This is a genomic window from Gryllotalpicola daejeonensis (assembly GCF_039538145.1).
GTDB lineage: Bacteria > Actinomycetota > Actinomycetes > Actinomycetales > Microbacteriaceae > Gryllotalpicola > Gryllotalpicola daejeonensis.
On sequence record NZ_BAABBV010000001.1, the window covers coordinates 2,569,519 to 2,590,658 of the forward strand.

Consider the following 21,140-nt stretch of genomic DNA (forward strand, 5'->3'; position numbering starts at 1 on the left):
CCCAGAACCTGCAAACCCAGAACCTGAATGTTCAGAAACTGAATGTCTAGAAGTCGAACCCGGCGGGGCCGCGCCATCGCGGCGGTGGTCGCCGTGATCGTCGGGCTGGCGTTCCTCGCCCCGCTGCTGTGGGTGCTGATCACCAGCCTGTCGACCCACGGCGACGTCTACCGCTTCCCACCCAGACTGTGGCCGGCCTGGCAGTGGGCGAACTACGCCCGCGCCTGGTCGGCGGCGCCGTGGGTGCGGTACTTCGTCAACACCGTGTTCATCGGGGCGTGCACCGTCGCCCTGGTGCTCGTGACGTCGGTCCTCGCCGGGTTCGCCTTCGCCCGCATGCGCTTCCTCGGGCGCACGCCCCTCTTCCTGCTCGTGCTCGCCGTGATGATGGTGCCGCAGACGGTGCTCATCATTCCGAACTACGTGATCGCCTCGCGGCTGCACCTGCTCGACACCTACTGGATCCAGATCCTGCCGTTCGGGGCATCCGTCTTCGGCATCTTCCTGCTGCGGCAGTTCTTCCTCTCGATCCCGAGCGAGATCTTCGAGGCCGCTCAGCTCGACGGCGCCGGCCCCGTGCGCCTGGCCTTCCAGATCGCCGGCCCGCTCGCGCGCCCGTCGCTGATCCTCGTCGGGCTCAACACGTTCATGGGCGCGTGGAACTCGTTCGTGTGGCCGTACATCATGACCACCTCCGACTCGATCCGCCCCATCGAGGTCGGCCTGAACGCGTTCTACGGCGTGAACGGCACCGACTGGACGACGCTCTCGGCCGCCGTTGTCTTCACCACCATCCCGATCGTCGTGCTCTTCCTGTTCCTTCAGAAGTACTTCGTGACCGGCCTCTATTCGACCTCAGGAGCAGTCAGATGACCCATGCCGATCCCACCGGGCGCCCGCCTCGCACGACCATCGAGTTCTACGGCGGGCTCGGCGTCATCGGCTCGTCGAAGATCGTCGTGCGGCACGGCGACTCGCGCGTGCAGCTCGACATGGGCCTCGACATCCCGAACGGCGAGGACCTGATGGCAGCGCCCGTCGGCCTCGGCAGCCGCCACGGGCGGGAGCTCGCCGACCTGCTGCGCATCGGCGCGGCGCCGCGCCTGCCCGGCGTGTACGACGCGCGCTGGCTCGGCGACGATGTCGCCGATGAGGAGCTGATGGCGGATGCCGCAGGGCCGCACGCACTGTTCATCAGCCACGCCCACCTCGACCACATGGGGCTCGTCGGCTTCGTGCGGCCGTCGGTGCCGATCTACGCGACGGGGACGACCGTCGAGCTGCTGCGCGCGCTCGCCGCGTCGGGCGAGGGCGTGCTGGGCGGCGTCGAGCCCGATTGGCGCGTGATCGAATTCGGGGCGCCCGTGACGGTCGGCGACCTCACCGTGCAGGCGCTGCCGGTCGATCACGACGTCCCTGGAGCCTGCGGATTCCTCGTCACGACCCCCGAGGGCCGCATCGCGTTCACGGGCGACCTGCGTTTCCACGGCGAAGAGGCCGAGCTCAGCTACGACTTCACCGCTGCCGTCGCCGGTGTCGACGTCCTGATCACCGAGGGCACGGCCCTGTCGTGGGAGCCGCAGGGGGACACGCCGACGAGTGAGCGGGACGTGGTGGATCGCTTCCGCGGCGCGCTGGCCGAGGCATCCGGACTGGTTCTCATCGCCCTGTACCCGCGCAACGTGGGCCGCGCGATGCAGCTCGCCCTTGCGGCGCGTGAGGCGGGGCGAACGCTGGTCTGGCCGGGCCGGGTCGCAGCGCTGTTCGCGCGGCTGGGGTGGCAGGGCATCGTCACGTGGGACGCCTCGCGCCCGCAGGCGTGCGGGCATCTCGAGGCGGTCGCGCAGGCGCAGGCCGACGGATTCCCCGTCGAGACCGTCTCGCTCGGCGAGGTGCAGGCCGCGCCCGAGCGCTTCGTCGTCATGCCGGACCCGCACGACCTGCCCAGTCTGCTCGACCTGCCGCTCGTGCCCGGCGACGTGCTGCTGCACTCGAACGGGCAGCCGCTGGGCGACTTCGACACGTGGTGGCGTCCGTTCACCGCGTGGCTCGCGAAGCTGGGCGTCGAGCTGCGCTTCGCGGGCTCGAGCGGGCACGCGACCGCGGACGATCTGCACGCGATGGTCGAGCGGGTCGCGCCGCGGGTCGTGTTCCCGATCCACAGCTTCAGCCCGCGGCGGCTGCAGGTGCCGAGCGGCACGCGCCGCGTGATCGCGGAGTACGGCGTGCGCTACGGTCTCGACGGCGAGGCGGTGCCGGGGCGCTGAGCTGGCCGGCGGGTCACCGATTCGGGAGATTCGGGCGCCGGCACCGGCGGGTCGCGCCGGGTGAGGCCGAATCGGTGACCTGCGGTCACGGCGCTGGCGGCCGTGCCGTCGTCGACCGCACCACGAGCTCGTAGGGCAGGTCGATCTGCAGCGCGCTGTCGCCCTCATGCGGCTGCAGCTCGGTCATGAGCACGTCGACGGCCCGCCGCCCCTGCACATCGGGGTGCTGCGCGACCGTGGTGAGGCCGAAGAACGGCGAGAGCTCGTGGTCGTCGACGCCGATCACGGAGACATCGCGCGGCACGCTCAAGCCGAGGTCGCGAGCTGCCAGCAGGCATCCGATCGCCATCTCGTCTGACGCCGCGACGATCGCCGTCGGTCGGGCGTCGGGGCGCCCCAGCAGCTGCTTGGCGGCGTGGTAGCCGCCCTGCATCGTGAAGTCGGCTGCGGCGTAGAGGTCGTCGCCCGTGGCGAGCCCGTGTCGGGCCATGGCGGTGTCGTAGCCGAGGCGGCGGGCCGAGCCGAGGTGGAAGTCGGCGTCGAGCTCGACCGCGCCGCCGACGTGCGCCACTCGCGTGTGCCCCAAGCCGATCAGGTGCTCGGTCGCGAGCGCCGAGACGCGCTCGTTGTCGATGACGAGGCTGCGCACGCCCGGGATGAGCCCGCCCACGCACACCAGCGGCTTGCCGAGCGTGAGCAGACGGGCGACCTCGTCGTCTGTCAGCTCGAGGGCGACCGCGAGCACGGCGTCGACGCGTTTGCGCAGCAGGAAGTTCTCGAAGACGCTCTCGCGAGCCTGCGCGCCGCCCCCGTCGAGGACGTAGAGCGTGAGGTCGTACCCACGCTCGCGCAGCGTCGCCGCCGCGCCCTCGACGAGCGTGGAGAAGTACCAGGTGTTGAGGTACGGAATGACGACCCCGACGTTGCGCGTGCGCCCTGAGGCGAGGCTCGACGCGTTCGACGAGACGACGTAGCCGAGCTCTTGGGCCACGCGCTCGACCTTCGCGCGCGTGGCCGCAGAGACACGCCCATTGCCGCTGAGGGCCCGTGAGACCGTCGCCGCCGAGACGCCGGCGAGCTTCGCGACATCGGTGATGCCGAGAGAGCCCGCGCTCGCCGGGCGCGGGGGCACCGGCGGCTGCGTCGGCGGCTGAGCCGACGCTCCGCCGACCGCGCCCGGCAGCGTGTCGGTCATCTGAGACTCCTAGGCAGTGATGAGCCAGGCGGTGGTGTCGGGCGGAAGGTTCCGGCCGACCGGGGCGCTCGCGCCGAGCACGCGACCGTCGGGCAGGTAGAGATCCCAGCTGCCGAGGTTCGCGATGACGGTGACCTCGCCGTTGCGCAGCGCGATCACGTCCTCGCCGAAGCCGTCGAGCAACTCGATGTCGGCGTTCGCGCCCAGCCCGTACTGCGCGCGCAGGTCGATCAGCTCGCGATACATCGACAGGGTCGAAGCCGGGTCGGATTCCTGCACGTCACGCGCGTACTCGGCCCACAGCTCGGGTTGCGGCAGCCAGGAGGCGCCGGTCTTGTTGAACCCGTACGCAGGGGCATCCGCCTCCCACGGGATCGGCACGCGGCATCCGTCGCGCCCGTATCGCTCGCCGCCCGTGCGGAACCACGTCGGGTCCTGACGCACCTCGTCGGGCAGGTCGACGATCTCGGGAAGGCCGAGCTCTTCGCCCTGGTAGAGGTAGGCGGAGCCGGGAAGCGAGAGCATCAGCGCCGTCGCAGCGCGTGCGCGGCGCAGCGCGAAGTGGCGCTCGGGCAGGCGCTTGAGGTCACGCGGGCCGAGGCCGGCGCCCTGCTGGTTCTCGAACGAGATTGCGAGGCGCGTGGCGTGCCGCACGACGTCGTGGTTCGAGAGCACCCAGGTCGACGGCGCGCCGACGGCGGCGAAGGCGTCGATCGAGTCGCGGATGACCTCGCGCAATGTCTCGGCCTGCCAGTGCGTCTCGAGGTAGGTGAAGTTGAAGGTCTGCTGCATCTCGTCGGGGCGCACCCAGAGCGCGAGGCGCGAGAGCGGCTCGACCCAGGCCTCACCGCACAGGGCGCGGTCGCCGTCGTACTCTGCGAGCACCTGGTGCCACTCGCGGTAGATCTCGTGCACGCCGTCTTGGCCCCAGTAGGGCGCGAGCTCGGGCTCGTCCTCGTCGTCCTCGGCGCCGGGCCGGCCACCCATCGACCCGGCCGACTTCGGCGGCGTGTAGTCGGGCAGGCCCTCGGCCTTCACGAGGCCGTGGGCGACGTCGACGCGGAACCCGTCGACCCCCAGGTCGAGCCAGAAGCGCAGGATGTCGCGGAAGGCGGCGCGCACCAGCGGGGACTGCCAGTTGAGGTCGGGCTGCGACTCGTCGAAGAGGTGCAGGTACCACTGGCCAGGGGTGCCGTCGGGGTTCGTCACTCGCGTCCAGGCGGAGCCGCCGAAGACGGACTCCCAATTGTTCGGGGGCAGCGCGCCGTTCTCACCCTTGCCCTCGCGGAACATGTACCAGTCGCGCTCCGGCGAGCCGGGACCGGCGGCGAGCGCCGCCTGGAACCACTTGTGCTGGTCGGAGGTGTGGTTCGGGACGAGGTCGATGATGACGCGCAGGCCGAGCTCGTGCGCACGGGCGATCAGCGCCTTCGCGTCGTCGAGCGTGCCGAAGACGGGATCGACGTCGGTGTAGTCCGCGACGTCGTAACCCGCGTCGCGCTGCGGCGACGTCATGAACGGCGAGAGCCAGACCGCGTCGGCGCCCAGGTCGCGCACGGCCGAAAGGCGTGCGGTGATGCCGGGAAGATCCCCGATGCCGTCTCCATTCGAGTCGGCGAAGGAACGCGGATAGATCTGGTAGATCACGGCTGAGCGCCACCATTGAGCGTCTGTCATAGCCCTCACTTTATGCCACCGCCTTCGGTGTGCAAACGATTACGCAAAGTGGCCATTGGGCTGAACCGGTTCGGCGCGAAATGGGGTCAAATCGTGATTGAGAAGCGCTTTTCGCGTGTGGTAGGAATGAAAACGCTTCCAGCCGACACGGTCGTCGGCGATCACAGCGACCACAGCAATGAACGTCTCGCGCGCACCAGAGCCGGTGTGCGCGACGCGTGCGGCTCGGCGTCGAGCCGGCACGACAAGACATGCACTGAAGGAGAACTTCGCAATGAAGAAACGTTCCATCTACCTGATCGGCGGCGCGGCGGCGCTCGCGCTGTCGCTCACGGCGTGCGGCGGCAACAGCGGCACCGCAGACAAGGGCTCCGCACCGGCGAAGCACACCGCGGTGACGTTGAGCGTCTGGGGACCGCAGGAGGACCAGACGGACGCGAACTCGTGGCTTCCCGTGCAGGAGGCGGCGTTTGCGAAGGCCCACCCTGAGTACACGATCACGTGGAAGAACGCAGTGGTCGCTGAGGGCGACGCGGCGACGACCGTCAAGCAGGACCCGAGCTCGGCGGCCGACGTGTACATGTTCGCCAACGACCAGCTCGGCACCCTCGTGGAGGCCAACGCCATCGGCGTGCTGCCGCCTGCCTCGGTCGCCCAGGTGAAGAAGCAGAACACCAAGGTCATGACCGAGTCCGTCACGGGCACCGACAAGAAGCTCTACGGCGTCCCCTACACGGCCAACACGTGGTTCATGTACTACAACACCGCGAAGTTCACCGCCGATGACGCCAAGAACCTCGACGCGATGCTCGCCAAGGGCAAGGTCGCGTTCCCGATCGACAACTCGTGGTACCTCCCGGCGTTCTACACCGGCAACGGCAGCACGCTGTTCGGCGCGGACGGCACCGACGAGTCCGCCGGCTTCGGCTTCACCGGCCAGGGCGCGACCGACGTGACCAAGTACCTCACGACCCTCGTGAAGAACAAGAACTTCGTCGACGACGTGAACGGCTCGGGTCTCGCCGGCCTCCAGCACGGCAGGATCGACGCGTACTTCTCCGGCTCGTGGGACGCTGCCGCCGTCAAAGCGGCGCTCGGCGCGAACTACGGAGCGGCTCAGCCGGCCAGCTACACGCTCGACGGCAAGCAGGTCCAGCTGAAGGCCTTCGCGGGCTCCAAGGCCGTCGCCTTCAACCCGAACGCGAAGAACCCGAAGGCCGCCGCCGAATTCGCGGCGTTCCTCGGCTCGACCAAGGCGCAGAAGTCGCACTACACGCTGCGCGGCATCATCCCGTCGGACAAGTCGCTCGCGGACGAGTCGTCCATCGCGGCCGACCCGGTCGCGGTCGCGCAGATGAACACGACCAAGAACGCGTCGATCCTTCAGCCGACCGTGCCCTCGATGGGCAACTTCTGGGACCCGACGGCCGCGTTCGGCAAGGCGATCCTGTCCGGTGATGTGAACGCGTCCAATGCCGCCGCGAAGACGGAGGCATGGAACGCGAGCATGAACAAGTAGCTCGCGACACTCTCTGGTCAGGTCTCGGGTGCGCCACCGGCGGCCCGAGACCTGACCTGGTCGCTGCACACAATGAGGTGGTAGACGAATGACACAGACGGTCGTGGCGGAGCGCGCCGACACGCCGCGCGGAGATACGCGCCCGTCGCCCCGGGGAGCGGCCGACACCGGCCTCATCGCGGCCTTCCGGTATGGCGACCTGCTGACCCGCGGCTCGGCCGTGGTGATGGGCCTCGGCAACCTGGCACGCCGGCAGTACGCCAAGGGCGCGATGTTCCTGATCGTCGAGATCGGATTCCTCGTCCTTTTCGTCACCAAGGGGCTCGGTCAGCTCGCGGGCCTCGGCAACCTGGGACCGGTCACCAAGGGCGGCCAGCACTGGGACGCCGACGGCAACTTCGTGAACGTCAACCCCACCAACTCTGTGGCGAGGCTCCTCTACGGCATCGCCTGGGTGTTCGTGGTCGCCGCGTTCCTCCTGCTCTGGTCGACGGCGGTCCGCAGCGCCTACCGTGCGCAGGTCCTCGCCGAGACCACCGGTCGGGCGCCGTCACTTCGCGACGACGCCCGCGAGCTCGGTGACGAACGCGCGCACCAGTCGCTGCTGGCACTGCCGGTCGTGGGCATCGTCGTGTTCACGATCCTGCCCCTGGTCTTCATGATCTCGATGGCCTTCACGACCTTCGACAAGAACCACCCGGTGGCCTTCAACTGGGCAGGCCTGAGCAATTTCGTGACCGTGCTCTCGCCGAGCGGCTCCGCAGCTGCCGGCGTCGACCTCGGGCTCTTCCTGCGGGTGCTCGCGTGGACGCTCGTGTGGGCCGTGCTGGCGACCTTCCTCAACTTCTTCCTCGGCATGGGCATCGCGATGCTCATCCTTCGCCGTGGCACCCGCCTCAAGAACATGTGGCGCGCGCTGTTCTCGATGTCGATCGCCGTGCCGCAGTTCGTCTCGCTGCTGGTGATCAACCAGATGCTGCAGGACCAGGGCATCGTCAACCAGATGCTGAAGAGCTGGGGGCTGATCGACCACTCGCTGCCGTTCTTCACCGACGCGTGGTGGGCGCGCGGGACCGTCGTCCTCGTCAACCTCTGGATCGGCATCCCGTTCACGATCATGCAGATCACCGGCGTGCTGCAGAACGTCCCAGGCGAGCTCTACGAAGCGGCACGCCTCGACGGCGCGAACTGGTGGCAGCTCTACCGCAACGTCACTCTGCCGTACGTGTTCTTCGTGCTGACGCCGTATCTGATCGTCACGTTCACGGCGAACATCAACAACTTCAACGTCATCTATCTGCTGTCCAATGGCGCGCCGACCCGGGTCGGTGACTCTGCGGGCCAGACCGACCTGCTCATCACCTGGCTCTACAAGCTCACGGTCGACCAGGGCAACTACAACGTCGGCGCCGTGATCGGCATCATGACGTTCATCGTGCTGGGCGTCACCGCGCTGATCACCTACCGCAATACCGGTTCGTACAAGAACGAGGAGGAACTGCAGTGACCTCGACCCCGACTCCAGCCTCCGCCCCGACCGCGCAGGCGAGCGCCGTCGTGAGCGATGCGCCGGCGGCCGCGTCGCGCTCTCACGCCGTGGTCACGGGCGGTGCACGCCGTCGGCGCCTCGCCGCCGACACCGCCACTCACGTGTTCCTCGGTGTGCTCGCGGTCTTCTGGCTGATCCCCATCGTGTGGATCTTCATGGAGAGCTTCAACAAGAACACGCTGCCGTTCACGACGACGTTCTTCCCGACGCAGTACACCTTGAGCAACTACGTGAAGCTGTTCACCGACACCTCTGTCATGAACTTCCCGCAGATGTTCGTGCGCACCCTGGTGATCGCGATCTTCGTCTGCGCGATCCAGCTGATCTTCGTGCTCAGCGTGGGTTTCGTGATGAGCCGCTTGAGGTTCCGCCTGCGGCGCCCGTTCATGAACACCGCGCTCGTGCTCGGCATGTTCCCCGGGATCATGGCGGTCGTCGCGATCTACTTCATCCTCAAGGCGCTCGGCCTCACCGGAAGCTCGACCGCGACGTCGGTCGGCCTGATCCTCGTGTACTCGGCCGGGTCAGGCGCGGGCTTCTACGTGATGAAGGGCTTCATGGACACCATTCCGGTGTCGATGGATGAGGCCGCGGTGCTCGACGGCTGCACGCGGTGGCAGGTCTTCACGCGCATCATCCTGCCGATCACCAAGCCGATGATGGTCTACCAGGCGATCGTCGGGTTCCTGACGCCCTGGCTCGACTTCGTCTTGGCCAAGGCGATCGCGCGGACGCAGGGCAACTACACGGTGTCGCTCGGGCTCTGGCAGATGCTGCAGAAGGAGTACATCGCCGAGTGGTACACGCGGTTCGCGGCCGGCGCGGTGCTCATCTCGATCCCGATCGCGATCCTGTTCATCATCATGCAGCGCTTCTACCAGTCGTCGATGACCGGCTCGGTCAAGGGCTGAGCCGGGTTGTGAGATCGCGAGGCGTGTCGGCGGCCCGGCTGCGGGTCGTCGGCTTCGTGCTGGTCGCGCTCGGCGCGGTGTCGTCGGCGATCGCCGTCGCACAGACCCCCGCGGCGGGCAGCGCCGTCGACATGTCGACGCTGACGCGCGTGGTGCTCCTCGAGGCGGTGTCGTGGGCGGCCGTTCCGATCTTCGCGTGGCTGCTGTGGCGTGGGTTCCGCCGCGCACAGCGCCGCGGGCGCTACGCGCTGTGGCTCGCGCTGCTCGCGGTCGTCACCGAGCTGCCGTACGACCTCGCAACCAGCGGTCGGGCGTGGGATCCGAGCTCGCAGAACCCGGTGTTCGCGCTGCTGATCGGCTTCATCGTGATGTGGGCGCTCGACCATCTGCTGAGGGGCCCGCGGCGGAACGCGGGCGTCGCCGTGCTCGTCTGCATCGCAGGCATCCTCTGGCTCGTGATCTTCGATGTCGGGGTGCGTCTCGGCATCGTGCCGATGGGCGTGGTGCTGCTGCTCTTCTGCCTGGTCTTCTACTTCCTGCACTCGCGCGAGAACACGATGATGATGGTCGGCGGGACGCTCGGTGCGCTCGCGCTGATTTTTCCGGCACTGGGGATGCTGCTGCTGCACTTCCGTCGCGATGAGAGCGGCGACGGCGCAACGGCTGATTCTGCTGATTCCATCGCCGGCGACTCCGCTGTCGCCGCGGGCTCGCCGCTCTTCCCGCTCTTCCCGCGCGACCTGCTCTACGGCCTCTATCCGCTCGGGCTCCTGGTGGCAGGCCTGATCGGGGTGCTCTCGTGAGGGCGCGCCGCATCGCCGCCGCGGTCACCGCTCTGCTCGCCGCCGTTGCGCTCACGTCGTGCGGCTCGTCGGGTGCCCCGGAAGCGCTGCGCAGTCCTGCCGCCTCCGCAGCCTCGGCGCGCCCGACCCCAGCCCCAGTTGCCGTCCCCGCCAGCTCCGACGCCTACCGCAACTACTACGAGATCTTCGTCGGCAGCTTCTACGACTCGAACGGCGACGGGGTCGGCGACCTCGCGGGTGTCACGGAAAAGCTCTCGTACATCCGCGACGATCTCGGGGCGGACGGCATCTGGCTCACCCCGATCAGCCCATCGCCCTCGTATCACAAGTACGACATCACGGACTTCGAAGGCGTCGACCCGTCGTTCGGCACGCTGGCCGACTTCGAGGCTCTGACCGCCGCGGCGCATCGGAAGGGCATTCGCGTGCTGCTCGATCTCGTCGTGCAGCACACTTCGTCGCAGCATCCGTGGTTCAAAAAAGCGGTGGCCGCGCTGCAGGCGGGCGAATCCAGCCCCTACATCGACTACTACCGCTTCGCGCGCACGCCGGAGCCGGGCTATGCGCAGTACGGGTCGACGAACATCTACTACTCGGCGGCGTTCTCGCCCGACATGCCGGACCTCAACCTCGACGACCCGGCCGTGCGCACCGAGATCGCCGGCATCGTGAAGTTCTGGCTTGGGAAGGGCGCCGACGGGTTCCGGCTGGACGCCACCACGTCGTACTACCCGCACGACCAGGCGGCGGCGGCCAAGTTCATCGACTGGCTGACGAAGACGAGTCGAGCGGCCGATCCCGACGCGTACGTCGTCGGCGAGGCGTGGACGGATGCCTCGACCCTGACCTCCTATTACGCGAGCGGCGCCGACTTCTTCAACTACCCCTTCGCGCTCGTCGACGGCACGATCAACGCCGACCTCCGAGCCAAGGACGGAACCGCCCTCGCCGCCGCGACGCAGCAGTGGAACCAGACGATCCACGCCGCGAACCCCGATGCGATGGATGCGCCGTTCATCTCAAACCACGACAACCCGCGGCCCGCAGGGTACCTGCTGCGCAAGCTGCCCGCAGAGAAGCTCACCGCCGCCACCTATCTGCTGATGCCGGGAAGCCCGTTCCTCTATTACGGCGAAGAGATCGGGATGCTGGGCGCGGGAACCGACCCCAACAAGCGCATGCCGATGGTGTGGTCGGCGAGGGGCGGCACGGGTACGACCAAGGCACCGCCCGGCGGGACCTACGACGAGAGCGCGGTCGTGCCCGTCGACCACCAGCTCACGGATCCGAACTCGCTGCTGAGCTTCTACCACGACGTGCTCGCGCTCAAGGCGCAGTACCCCGGCATCGCGCGCGGGAACTACACGGCGCTGCAAGCCGGCGACAAAGCGGTGCTGGCGTTCTCTGATGCGTACCAGGGAACGACGATCTACGTGCTCGAGAACCTCGACACGAGCTCGCACACCGAACACCTCGCCGCGATGGGCATTCCCTCGGGCGCGAAGCTCGCCGACTATCTGCTCACGAGCGGATCGAAGAAGCCCACGCTGTCCGGCCATCGGCTCACCCTGCCCGCCGGGGCGATCGCGGTGATCCGCGTTCACTGACCGCCACGCGCCCCCGGCCGTCTCGCCCACCGCCTCGCCCCCCCGTGCCGCGCTCGCACGGCACGATTCACCAACTCAAGGAACCTTCATGCACCACCCCCACCACGACGGCTCACCCCTGCACGTCTCGAACCCGTACCCGCGCCTCGGCGAAACCGTCACGGTTCGTCTGCGCGTGCCGCACGGCTTCGGCGAGGTGAAGTCGGTCTTCGCGCGCAGCAACCCCGACCACGAGCCGAAGTTTGTGCCGGCGCAGCTCGTCGGAAGCGCCGCCGGCTGGGATTGGTGGGAGGCGGAAGTCGAGGTCGAGAATCCGGTTCAGCCCTATCGCTGGCTGGTCGTGCGCGCCGACGACGCGGCGTTCTGGATCAACGCGACGGGCGTCCACGAGACCGAGACGCGCGACGCGGAGGACTTCAAGCTCGCGATCTATCCGGAGCCGCCGCACTGGCTGCGCGAGTCGGTGATGTACCAGATCTTCCCGGATCGCTTCGCGAGATCGGATGCCGCGAACGACCGCGCCCTGCCGGAGTGGGCCATCGCCGCACGCTGGGACGAGCGCGTCGACGTGCTGCCGCCCGGCCGCAGCCGGCAGTTCTACGGCGGCGACCTCGACGGCGTCATCGAGCACCTCGACCACCTGCAGTCGCTCGGCGTCACGGTCGTGTACCTGACGCCGTTCTTCGCCGGCCGCTCGAACCACCGCTACGACGCGAGCGACTTCAACCACGTCGACCCGCTGCTCGGCGGCGACGAGGCGCTGATCCGCCTCGTCGAGGCGGTGCACGCCCGCGGCATGCGCATCATCGGCGATCTCACCACCAACCACTGCGGCGCAGGTCATGAGTGGTTCCAGGCGGCCTACGGGAACCCCGAGGCGCCCGAGAGCGAGTTCTTCTATTGGCTGAACGACGAGCACACCGAGTACGTCGGCTGGTTCGGCGTGAAGAGCCTGCCCAAGTTCAACTGGGGCTCGAAGGAACTGCGCCGGCGCTTCATCGAGGGGACCGAGTCGGTCGTGGGTCGTTGGCTCAAGCATCCGTTCAATCTCGACGGGTGGCGCATCGACGTGGCCAACATGACCGGCCGCTACCTCGCAGACGACTTCAACGCCGAGGTGCGGCAGACCGTGCGCCGCACGATGGACGAGGTGAACCCCGACACGATCCTGCTCGGCGAGCACACGAACGACGGCGCGGCGGATTTCCAGGGCGACGGCTGGCAGGGGGCGATGACGTATGCCAACTTCACGCGCCCCCTGTGGGGTTGGCTCTCCGAGCCGAACGCGCCGTCGAGCTACTTCGGGCAGCCGACCGGCGTCATTCCGAGCTACACCGGGCGGCAGTTCTTCGAAGCGCACCGGCACTTCAGCGCGGGCTTCCCGTGGCGCTCGCGGCTCGGCAACATGAACGCGCTCGACACGCACGATGTGCCGCGCTTCGCGACGAACGCGCGCGCGGGCGCGCTGCCGGTCGCCGTCGGGCTGGCTGCGACGTTCGTGGGGATGCCGGTGATCTGGTCCGGTGACGAGTTCGGTCTCGTCGGCGAAGACGGCGAGGCCTCGCGCGAGCCGATGCCGTGGGGCCGGGTGACTCCCCAGGGCGAAGAGGTGCTCGCGATGTACCGCGAGCTCATGCCGCGCCGCGGCGAGCACGTGGCGCTGACCGACGGCGGCATGCGGTGGCTGCACGCCGGCGATGACGTGCTCGTTTACGTGCGTGAGCACGCGGAGGAGTCGGTGCTGTGCGTCGCGTCACGGGCACCGTATCGGCTGCGGCTCGCGGCGGACGCGGTGCTCGGCGGCGGCCGGGCGGAACTGCTGTTCGGGCCAGGGCGGCTCGTGGCAGGCGACGGCGAGGCGGGTGTCGAACTCGCCGCAGACGGCATCTCGTTCACCATGTGGAAGCTGCCCGGAGTGGTGGCGCCCTAGGCGCATTCCGACCGGGCTCGATTTCAAAGCGGCACCCTTGCTCTGTTATGCTCTTGCAGGTTGCCAGCGCGCTTCGCTGCTCGGCCAGCGCCCCGATAGCTCAGTGGTAGAGCACTTCCATGGTAAGGAAGGGGTCGTCAGTTCAATCCTGACTCGGGGCTCTTCTCTTTTCTTGGCTGAGTAGCTCAGTTGGTGAGAGCGCACGACTCATAATCGTGAGGTCGCGGGTTCGAGTCCCGCCTCAGCTACAGTCCTTGAAAACACAGGGAACAAGGCCCCTCAGTGGGCCTTTTTCTTTGCTCTGGCGTCGCCGGTTGCCCACATTTTGCCCACACTTGGATCAGCAGCGTGGTCAAGCTGCGTGGCCACGGCGTCGAGATCGTCGTCGAAGAGGTCGCTGTAGGTGTCGAGCGTCATGGCGGCCGAAGCGTGCCCCAGCATGCGCTGGACTGCTTTGACGTTGGCCCCGGCGCTGATCGCAAGCGAAGCGGCGGTGTGGCGCAGGTCGTGAATGGTCATGGGGGAGAGGTCGGCATCCGCCAGCGCGCGATCCCACCACGAGTTCACCGTCATCGTCGGAGTGCGCTGATAGCCGCCGCGGCCGTCGTCGAAGATCAGCTCGTCGGGATTCTTGTCAGCACAGGCTTCGTCGAGCGCTGCGTCGAGGAACTGCGGGTAGGGGACGCTGCGGCGCTCATGCGTCTTCGGGGAGCCGACGACGATCCGGCCGTTCACATAGACGGCGTTCTCGACGACGTTGAGCCGATGGCGAGCGCGGTCGCGATCACGTACGCGCAGCGCGCTGAGCTCGCCCCATCGCAGCCCCGTGTACGCGAGCGTCGCGACCTCGGGTGCATGGTCGCCGCTGGCTTTGATCAGTGCAGCGACCTTCTGATGGGAGAGGTAGACGTGCTCGCGACCGAGTTTCCGCGGCAGCTTGACCCCGCGTGCCGGGTTCGAGGGAATGAGATGGTCGCGCACTGCAGTGTCGAGGATGCCCGCGAGAATGTCGTGGCAGCGGCGCACGATCGTGGCTGACTTCGGCTTCCCGGTGGCACCGCCGGAGCTGAGCTCGCTGACCCAGGACTGTACGTCACTGTGGCGAATCGTCCCGACGCGCAGGCCGCCCCACTTCGGCTTCACGTGCAGGCGCCACGCGGACTCGTAGACGTAGTTCGAGGACGGCTTGAGGTGTGAGCGAGACGCGAGCCACGCAGTCCCGAGCTTCCCGACGGTCTCTCGAGCCGCGGCCGGGTCGATGTACTCGCCGGTCGCCTTCTTCAACTCGACCGAGGCGAGGAAAAGCTCGGCTTCGCGCTTGGTGCGGAAACCACGTTTGTCGGTCTGGGAGTGATCTGGCTTGCGGTAGCGCACGCGATAGCGCTTGCCGGCGGCCGAGTCGTACGCGGTGATGCTTCCCATGGGTCTGACCTACCCGTTACCGAGGTGAGTGGGAGTCGGCGGCTCGAGACCGACCACGCCGGCTTCCGTGAGAAGCTTCGCAACCCGCGCTGCTTCGGCGGCGATCCGGTCGGCACGCGCGCGCACCTCGTTGTTCGCACTCGCGAGATCCGCGTCTCCGGAGGAGGCTTGCACATCGAGCACGATCCGAAGTCGCTCCGACTCTCGTTCGAGAGTTCCGAGCTCGCGCAGCGTGTTCTGCAACTCGATGTCGATGCGTTCGGCTGCCCGCCGCGGCCGGTACCAGCTTGCTGGCGTGCCCGAGAACCAGCAGTCGAATTCGGCTGCGGTCATGCCGTCAAAGTCCGCGCTGAGGTTGGGCAGATCGAGCTCTGATTTCGGCTCGGTTGTTGGGGCAAGCAGCATGCTCGGTGGCACATCGAGAGCACGGGCGATGTTGAGCAGCTGGCTGACCTGAAGGTCGCTTCGTCTCCCGGATTCGATATTGGTCAGAACAGCTTCGGTGATATTGCCGCCAGGGCACGCGTCAGCAAGTGCTTTTGCGGAGGCGAAGCCGCGTTGTCGGCGTATGCGTTTGATTCGACCGCCGATGCTCCGTCCGGATGATAGTTCCGCCATTCCGACAGATTATCCATCAGTTTCTTGTAAATGCAGCAGCTCTTATCTATTGTGATTTCGACAGAATCACTAGGCAAATTCTGTCGAAACGAAGGAGATTGACAATGAGCGGCGAATTCATTCAACCCGCCGAAGTTGCGGAAATCACCGGACTTTCCATCGCTTCGCTTGCGCAGCTGCGCTACGAGGGCAAGGGTCCTCGCTTCTATAAACCGACCCCACATCACGTGCTCTACAAGCGTGCCGAGGTGATCGCATGGCTCGAGGCAAGCGCTCGCAGCACGACAGCAGCACAGGTCTAGATCTACCCCGGGTGACCGCGCGCTCGCGCTCGACCGCAGATGCTCGGATGCGCGAGTTGCTCGGGGAGGTCGACTCCATGCGCGATCTCGTGCGTTCCCACATCTGGGATCCGGCCGATGACGTTGACGTTGTGCTTCAGTCGGTGCGCGAAATCGTATGGCGCATCAGCGCGAGATATGACCCAACCCGTGGCTCACCTCACGAGTTCGTGTTTGGCATTACCCGCAACGTGCTCCGCCAGTGGCTGCATGCGCGCCCATCTCGGCCAGATGCGCTTCCTGACAACCTGGATGCACTCGCCACTGCCGACTCCCTTGCAGTGCTGGAGCGTCGCTTCGAGGCCGGGCGTTGGACGTCGATGGTCGCCAAACACGTCGGAGAGAAGGAGTGGGCCGCAGTCGTCGATCTGATGCTGAGCACGGACGGCACCAAAGCTGTAGCCGCTCGCCATGAGCTGCGCCCCGCCGCGCTGGCAAGACTCCGGCACCGCGTGTACCTAACCACATACACGGTGCGAGGCGCGCTCAGCGCCGCGGACGCCGGTCTCCCGATCACGCCCGCCGTGCTACTTGAGTGCGTCCCTGACGATGGCCGACTACGTGAGGTGGCGACTTTCCCTGGCCAGGATGCTGACGCGATCGCGAGCGCATTTCACATCCACCCCGGCCGGGCGCGCGCCGAGATCGCGACCCTCAAGCGGTTGCTCGGCATTGCGCAGGGCGTCTTACGCGCAGAGCGGGCGGCGTGGGCCTACCGCATCGAGTCCAGAGGAAGGAGCACGCAATGACTGAGCAAGAGGAACAGCCGGGGCTGATCTCACTCGCTGATGAGGCATACGAGGCGATCAGGGCGATCAATCACCTCACCATCAACGCGAGCTCAGTGCCGGCGCCCGTGGCCTATCGCGTGCTTGGAAACTTGAAGATGGCACTCGGGTGCGGCGCCGAGCAGGCGCTGAATCAGCTTGGCGGACGGCTCGCGGAATCCCTCGATGACTTTGATCTCACAGAGGACGACGAGAGGCGAAACGCGGCCGCGAGCGTCGCTGAAGCTCTCGACAACTTGCACGCAGCCGCAGCGCTGGCATCAAGCGTTGGAAGCTATCTGGCAGCTGCGCAAAGCGCGATCGCGGGCCAGGGTCACCGCGGCAGGCTGCGTGAGTCTGGAACGTCCCCACGCGACGCTCGAGGCAGCCGCTGTTGTAGACCGAGCGCCGCCTCGGCTTCCTTCTCGAGGGTGCAATAAGTAAGCCAGACCACCCGCCCCCTTCGAGGGGTGGGTTTCCTTGCCGGTGCATGACGGCGATTGCGCGGCAGTTGCGCAGCTCTCGTCGAAGTCGGTGGCGAGACGCACACTAGGGCCGTGACGAACAGACCGTTCAGATCCTGGCAGTACAGAGCTTCTGACAGGGAAGCGCTCGAGCTCTGCCGCGAGTGGATGGTCTATCTCGGAGCCGGCCAAACGATGCTGACGTTGAGAGCAGGCCGGCAGGTGTGCGACTTGTACAGCTCGGCGTACCTGGCGTGGGTGTTCAATCGCCACGGCAACCTCGAGGACGAGTACGTCGAACATGCCGCCGCGAGTGCAGCGGTCGACGGTCGCGAGGCCATCATCTTCGTCCGAGGCGGCATTTTACCCACCGCCTACTACCGGGCTGATGACCTCGGCGTGGCACTTCTTCGTTTCGATTCCTATGACGGTGACTTGTTCGGCGGCAACGCTCGGGGCCATGAGCTGTGCGTCGGCGGTATGGTGTCCGACCGGCGGTCGAGTCAAGCGATCAACGCAGCTCGACAGCAGACCGATCCCGATTCGCAAGCGCTGCCGGGCCAGCGGCCACGGCACTTGCCGCGCTGGTGAGCTCCGCCATCGCCGCTGTCCTCGACTTCGCGATGGTCTCCTCGATGCCTCCCCGCCGCATCGTCTCGGCCAACTGCGCGCGAGCCGAAGCATCGGTCGAGGCAATCACCACCGTCGCGTTTTGATGCTTGCCGCGTGTGAGCCCGACGTAGAGGCCGGCTGAGTCGACTCCCGGGCCGACGAGCGAGCGGTCGGTGGTCTCACCTTGCACGCCATAGACGGTGGACGCATAGCCGAGATGCAGGTGTGCGGCTGCATAGCTGCGGGTGATCTTGCGCAGGTCCGACGAGTCAGACGCGGACGCCAGTACCGCGTGTTCCCGGCTGATCGACTTCACGACCCAGCTCTGCCGGTTCTGCACGTCTGCGGCGCCATCATTGCGACGCGTCTGTACGACGTCGCCGACGTAGATGATCTGTTCCGCCTGGCCGACGATCGATTGTGAAGCCCGCAGTTCGCCAGCTTCGAGACGTCGTTTCTGGATAGCTTCGCCAACTGCTTGCGCCTCGGCGTGTGTCGCGGTGACGAGGGCGAGGGTCTCGCCGTGGTGGCGACTGTTGAACCAAGCATCCGCCATCGTCTCTTGTGCGGCCGCGGCGTTATGCACCAAAGCGACGTGCCCCGTCTCGACGAGCTCGCGCGCGACGTTCTCGGCCTCGCGCGTATCAGGCTCGCGCAGTCGCCGCGTGAGGTCAGCCCAGTCCGGGTCGCTGTAGCGGTAGATCGACGTGAGCTCGATTGGCCTGGCTGCGCGGCGCCAGAAGAGCGCCATGGCGCCGGAGTGCCCGACCGGCAGCGCCTGGCGCTCGTCGCCCACAACGGCCACGTTCGCCCCGGTGCGTTCGACCACGTCGACGAGGGCGCTGGCGGCCTCGAGGTCGAGCATCCCGGCTTCATCGACGACGATGCGGTCGGTGGGAAGGATCCGGGTTCTCGCGCCGGCGTAGACACCGCCGGTCTGCGGATCGAGCTCGCCGCTCTTCAAGCGGGCCCACTTCGTGGCGCCCGTTTCATCGGTAGACCACCGCCACCCGTAGTCGTGCAGCAACTGATGCAGCGACGATGAGGCGCTGCCCGTCTCGCGCCCCGCGACGGCCGAAGCCTTCTTCGTCGGCGCGATGATGATCATGTTGCGCCCCTGCCGACGCAGCGCAGCGCCGGCGACCTTGAGCATCGTGGTCTTGCCGGTACCCGCCGGTCCAGAGATTGCGACGGTTCGCGATGTGCCTGCGATCTCGGACGCAGCCTGGGTCTGGTTTGCGTCGAGTGTCTTGTCGGGACTGAGGGCGCGCGCTATCAGGTCGATGTCTCGTTGGATGAGTGGGATGCCGGGAGCGGAGAGTGCGTCGATGCGGGCGGCGAGCGTCGTCTTCAGCGTGGCAGTGTTCGTTGCCATCAGCCGCTTGACATGCGCGGGGATGTCGGGCGCTGTCAGCAACGTTACCGTGAAGGCACCGATCGCTTCCGAGGTCACCGAGTCAAGCAGCGCGTCGAGTTGGTCGCGCTCAGCAACGACGCCGGATGATGCGAGCGCACGGATGGCGCCGGCTCGGACGTCCATGACGCTGAATCGGCCGCCCGTTCCGGTCGACCGGGTGTCGGCGTCGACGATCGCCTTCGCGGCGAGGAGCGCGAGATCGAGACTTGCGATATCGGTTGCGGTGGGCGTGACCGGGCGGCGCGCGCTTCCGAGCGCGGGGTCGATCTCTCCGATCTCGCTGCGGACGACGGCGCCCCAGTCATCCTCGTTCACTATTGTCGGCTTGTTGGGGCGGCCGGCTGCCCATGCCCACCGATCGATCTGCGTGAGCACGCCGCGGGACGGTTCCTGCCCCGGGTGCTGCTCCTTCCACCAGGCGATGCGCGCCGCTTTGTTGGCTTCGATCTGCGCGGCGCGCTTTGACAGCGGCCGCACCAGGTGGGCAAGCTGCTCGATCTCGCCATCTGCGTTGAGCGTGAGCCCTTTCGAAGCCAGGGCACCGATCCATGCGGGGTCCGTGCGCGCGCCGAGATCCCCTTCGGCATTGACGATGTTCTGGAACCGCATCGCGACCCGTGTATCGAGGTTCGACCACCTCCCGTCCGTACCCTGCACGCGCACGTTCAGCCACAGGTGCCGGTGCTTGTGCGGGTCCAGCGATCGGGAGCGCTCATGGCGTAGCTCGACAACCTCGATCCGCTTGAGGTCCTCGCGTATTGCGCCGGCGTGGCCGCGTCGAGCATTCAGCTCGGACTGCCAAAGCTTGACGATTCGGTCGCGCAGTCGATCCTGAAGATCCTCGTATGCCGCGTTGAGCTCGGGATCCAGCATGGCGGCAATCGAGTATGTCTTCGGCGCGTTTATCGTCGCATCCAGTACGAGGTCAGCGTCTGGCCACTCTCGGCGGGTTCCTCGGCGCTCGCCCGCCAGGGGATCGACCCCGTCGACCCAGTCGCGCAGCTGAGTTCGGGTGAGGAGATCGTCGCGAATTGCTCCGTGTTCGACGATGTACCGCGTCATCACGGCGTCTGCATAATTGGCAGCGGCTATGCCGCCGTCTGCAGTCTTTGCGGTCAGGGTTGCGTCGCAGACGCCGCCGAACGCGTAGGCGATCGCCTGCTTCACCCCTTGTGAAGCCTGCCCTCGTTTCCACCGCGCAATACCGCCCCGCACACTATGTACTTGTGCCGCGAGTGGCTGATCTCGCGCGCAAATCGCGATTTTCCACCCATGGTGCGTGCGTGCATTGCCGTGAACCTTGGTGATCTCATCTCTGGTCAGGATCGCGGTTGGAGTTCAATCAGCTGGGCTGTTCGGCCTCGTCGATGGCCTTGGCCGGCTCGTTCTTTTCTCGGGCGGGGCTCGGCCATCGCGGAAAGGTGGCGCGACTCGGCAAACCGGGTTCCTTTGATGCTGAAGCTCGCGCGGGCACAGCGGTCGCAGATCTTTGTTCGCGGGCCGACGCGGGGCGGTTAGAGCGCCGGCCCCGTGTCTATGGGGCCGTTGCGCTGCCAGCGTTCATGCGGACATTCTCCGCGGCCCGACGAGCGCTGTCCTCGCTCGCGAACGATTCTCCGGACGCTGCGACTTTGTCACTTGAGCGCCAGGCTCGCCACCGATATTTGCCTCCTGCGTCCGTGTAAATCTCGTAGCGAGCGGAAGAGGCGCCTGCCTTGAAGGCGTTTGCGGCGCGGTCGGCGTTGTATTTGGATGCGAAGCTCTCACCGGCCCACGCGACCTGTTGGTTGTTTGCCGAGTAGAGGTGCCATGAATAGTTGCCGGGAGTGTTTGCCGAGACAACGAATCGCCATGCCATGTTGCGTTCCTCCTTGAAGCACGAGCCTGACGTGTCGCCGCGAAGTGCGGCGCAGAACTCAAACATAAGGCATTCTCATCTTCACGGAATTGCGCGACACGTGCGTCGGATCGGAAGCGCATGATCGTTGCTCGATGCGAACCAATGCCCCTGTTGTGGGGAATCCCAGACTGTTGTCTAGCG

At 66.9% G+C, this 21,140-nt stretch carries 18 protein-coding genes and 2 tRNA genes; 14 read left to right on the forward strand and 6 right to left on the reverse strand.

The genetic code is table 11. The annotated features are described in order from the left end of the window. The first annotated feature begins 42 nt into the window (after positions 1-42). Together ABD736_RS12475 and ABD736_RS12480 are read left to right on the forward strand one after the other, a co-directional pair. Complete coding sequence (locus ABD736_RS12475) at positions 43-873, forward strand: carbohydrate ABC transporter permease (RefSeq protein WP_344792104.1); 831 nt, start codon at positions 43-45, stop codon at positions 871-873. After that, a complete protein-coding gene (locus ABD736_RS12480; protein ID WP_344792105.1) occupies positions 870-2,267 on the forward strand; it encodes an MBL fold metallo-hydrolase in 1,398 nt (465 codons plus the stop codon). Before ABD736_RS12475 ends, ABD736_RS12480 begins: the two co-directional genes overlap by 4 nt. 85 nt (positions 2,268-2,352) lie before the next feature. Here ABD736_RS12480 and ABD736_RS12485 read toward each other — a convergent pair whose 3' ends face one another. From ABD736_RS12485 to ABD736_RS12495, 3 genes are read right to left on the reverse strand one after another with little or no spacing between them, the layout of a single operon-like run. Beyond that, the gene (locus ABD736_RS12485; RefSeq protein ID WP_344792106.1) at positions 2,353-3,462 is read right to left on the reverse strand and encodes a LacI family DNA-binding transcriptional regulator; all 1,110 of its coding nucleotides are present in this window, start codon (positions 3,460-3,462) and stop codon (positions 2,353-2,355) included. Positions 3,463-3,471: 9 nt separating this feature from the next. Beyond that, complete coding sequence (locus tag ABD736_RS12490; RefSeq protein WP_344792107.1) at positions 3,472-5,139, reverse strand: glycoside hydrolase family 13 protein; 1,668 nt, start codon at positions 5,137-5,139, stop codon at positions 3,472-3,474. A 39-nt stretch (positions 5,140-5,178) separates the two neighbouring features. Continuing rightward, complete coding sequence (locus tag ABD736_RS12495) at positions 5,179-5,430, reverse strand: hypothetical protein (protein WP_344792108.1); 252 nt, start codon at positions 5,428-5,430, stop codon at positions 5,179-5,181. On the opposite strand from ABD736_RS12495, the gene ABD736_RS12500 reads away from it, so the two are divergent. From ABD736_RS12500 to ABD736_RS12535, 8 genes are all read left to right on the forward strand, one after another. After that, on the forward strand, positions 5,414-6,658 hold the full coding sequence (locus ABD736_RS12500; RefSeq protein ID WP_344792109.1) for an extracellular solute-binding protein: 1,245 nt from the start codon (positions 5,414-5,416) through the stop codon (positions 6,656-6,658). The two genes, ABD736_RS12495 and ABD736_RS12500, sit on opposite strands and share 17 nt — an antisense overlap. Before the next feature lie 88 nt (positions 6,659-6,746). Next, positions 6,747-8,165 (forward strand): carbohydrate ABC transporter permease, encoded by a 1,419-nt coding sequence (locus tag ABD736_RS12505; protein WP_344792110.1) that lies wholly within the window; start codon positions 6,747-6,749, stop codon positions 8,163-8,165. Then, complete coding sequence (locus ABD736_RS12510) at positions 8,162-9,118, forward strand: sugar ABC transporter permease (protein WP_344792111.1); 957 nt, start codon at positions 8,162-8,164, stop codon at positions 9,116-9,118. Before ABD736_RS12505 ends, ABD736_RS12510 begins: the two co-directional genes overlap by 4 nt. Before the next feature lie 23 nt (positions 9,119-9,141). Beyond that, positions 9,142-9,921, forward strand: a complete 780-nt coding sequence (locus ABD736_RS12515; protein WP_344792112.1) for a TraX family protein — start codon at positions 9,142-9,144, stop codon at positions 9,919-9,921. Then, positions 9,918-11,528 (forward strand): alpha-amylase family glycosyl hydrolase, encoded by a 1,611-nt coding sequence (locus ABD736_RS12520; RefSeq protein WP_344792113.1) that lies wholly within the window; start codon positions 9,918-9,920, stop codon positions 11,526-11,528. The genes ABD736_RS12515 and ABD736_RS12520 overlap by 4 nt, the downstream gene beginning before the upstream one ends. 88 nt (positions 11,529-11,616) lie before the next feature. After that, the gene (locus ABD736_RS12525) at positions 11,617-13,458 is read left to right on the forward strand and encodes a glycoside hydrolase family 13 protein (protein ID WP_344792114.1); all 1,842 of its coding nucleotides are present in this window, start codon (positions 11,617-11,619) and stop codon (positions 13,456-13,458) included. 89 nt (positions 13,459-13,547) lie between these two features. Further along, positions 13,548-13,619 (forward strand) — tRNA-Thr (locus tag ABD736_RS12530). 13 nt (positions 13,620-13,632) lie between these two features. Further along, positions 13,633-13,706: transfer RNA gene (locus ABD736_RS12535), tRNA-Met, on the forward strand. Between the two features lie 31 nt (positions 13,707-13,737). On the opposite strand, the gene ABD736_RS12540 is transcribed toward ABD736_RS12535, so the two are convergent. Together ABD736_RS12540 and ABD736_RS12545 are read right to left on the reverse strand one after the other, a co-directional pair. After that, complete coding sequence (locus ABD736_RS12540) at positions 13,738-14,880, reverse strand: tyrosine-type recombinase/integrase (protein WP_344792115.1); 1,143 nt, start codon at positions 14,878-14,880, stop codon at positions 13,738-13,740. A gap of 9 nt (positions 14,881-14,889) precedes the next feature. After that, the gene (locus ABD736_RS12545; RefSeq protein ID WP_344792116.1) at positions 14,890-15,498 is read right to left on the reverse strand and encodes a helix-turn-helix domain-containing protein; all 609 of its coding nucleotides are present in this window, start codon (positions 15,496-15,498) and stop codon (positions 14,890-14,892) included. Between the two features lie 104 nt (positions 15,499-15,602). Between ABD736_RS12545 and ABD736_RS12550 the strand changes: the two genes are divergently transcribed. The 4 genes from ABD736_RS12550 to ABD736_RS12565 all read left to right on the forward strand — a co-directional run bounded on the left by ABD736_RS12550 (position 15,603) and on the right by ABD736_RS12565 (position 17,661). Then, the gene (locus ABD736_RS12550) at positions 15,603-15,800 is read left to right on the forward strand and encodes a helix-turn-helix transcriptional regulator (RefSeq protein WP_344792117.1); all 198 of its coding nucleotides are present in this window, start codon (positions 15,603-15,605) and stop codon (positions 15,798-15,800) included. 47 nt (positions 15,801-15,847) lie between these two features. Then, positions 15,848-16,588, forward strand: a complete 741-nt coding sequence (locus tag ABD736_RS12555; RefSeq protein WP_344792118.1) for a hypothetical protein — start codon at positions 15,848-15,850, stop codon at positions 16,586-16,588. Next, on the forward strand, positions 16,585-17,046 hold the full coding sequence (locus ABD736_RS12560; protein WP_344792119.1) for a hypothetical protein: 462 nt from the start codon (positions 16,585-16,587) through the stop codon (positions 17,044-17,046). Before ABD736_RS12555 ends, ABD736_RS12560 begins: the two co-directional genes overlap by 4 nt. Before the next feature lie 117 nt (positions 17,047-17,163). After that, entirely contained in the window at positions 17,164-17,661 is a 498-nt protein-coding gene (locus ABD736_RS12565) for a hypothetical protein (RefSeq protein WP_344792121.1), read from the forward strand. On the opposite strand, the gene ABD736_RS12570 is transcribed toward ABD736_RS12565, so the two are convergent. Then, positions 17,582-20,266, reverse strand: a complete 2,685-nt coding sequence (locus tag ABD736_RS12570; RefSeq protein WP_344792122.1) for an AAA family ATPase — start codon at positions 20,264-20,266, stop codon at positions 17,582-17,584. The two genes, ABD736_RS12565 and ABD736_RS12570, sit on opposite strands and share 80 nt — an antisense overlap. Between the last annotated feature and the right edge of the window lie 874 nt (positions 20,267-21,140).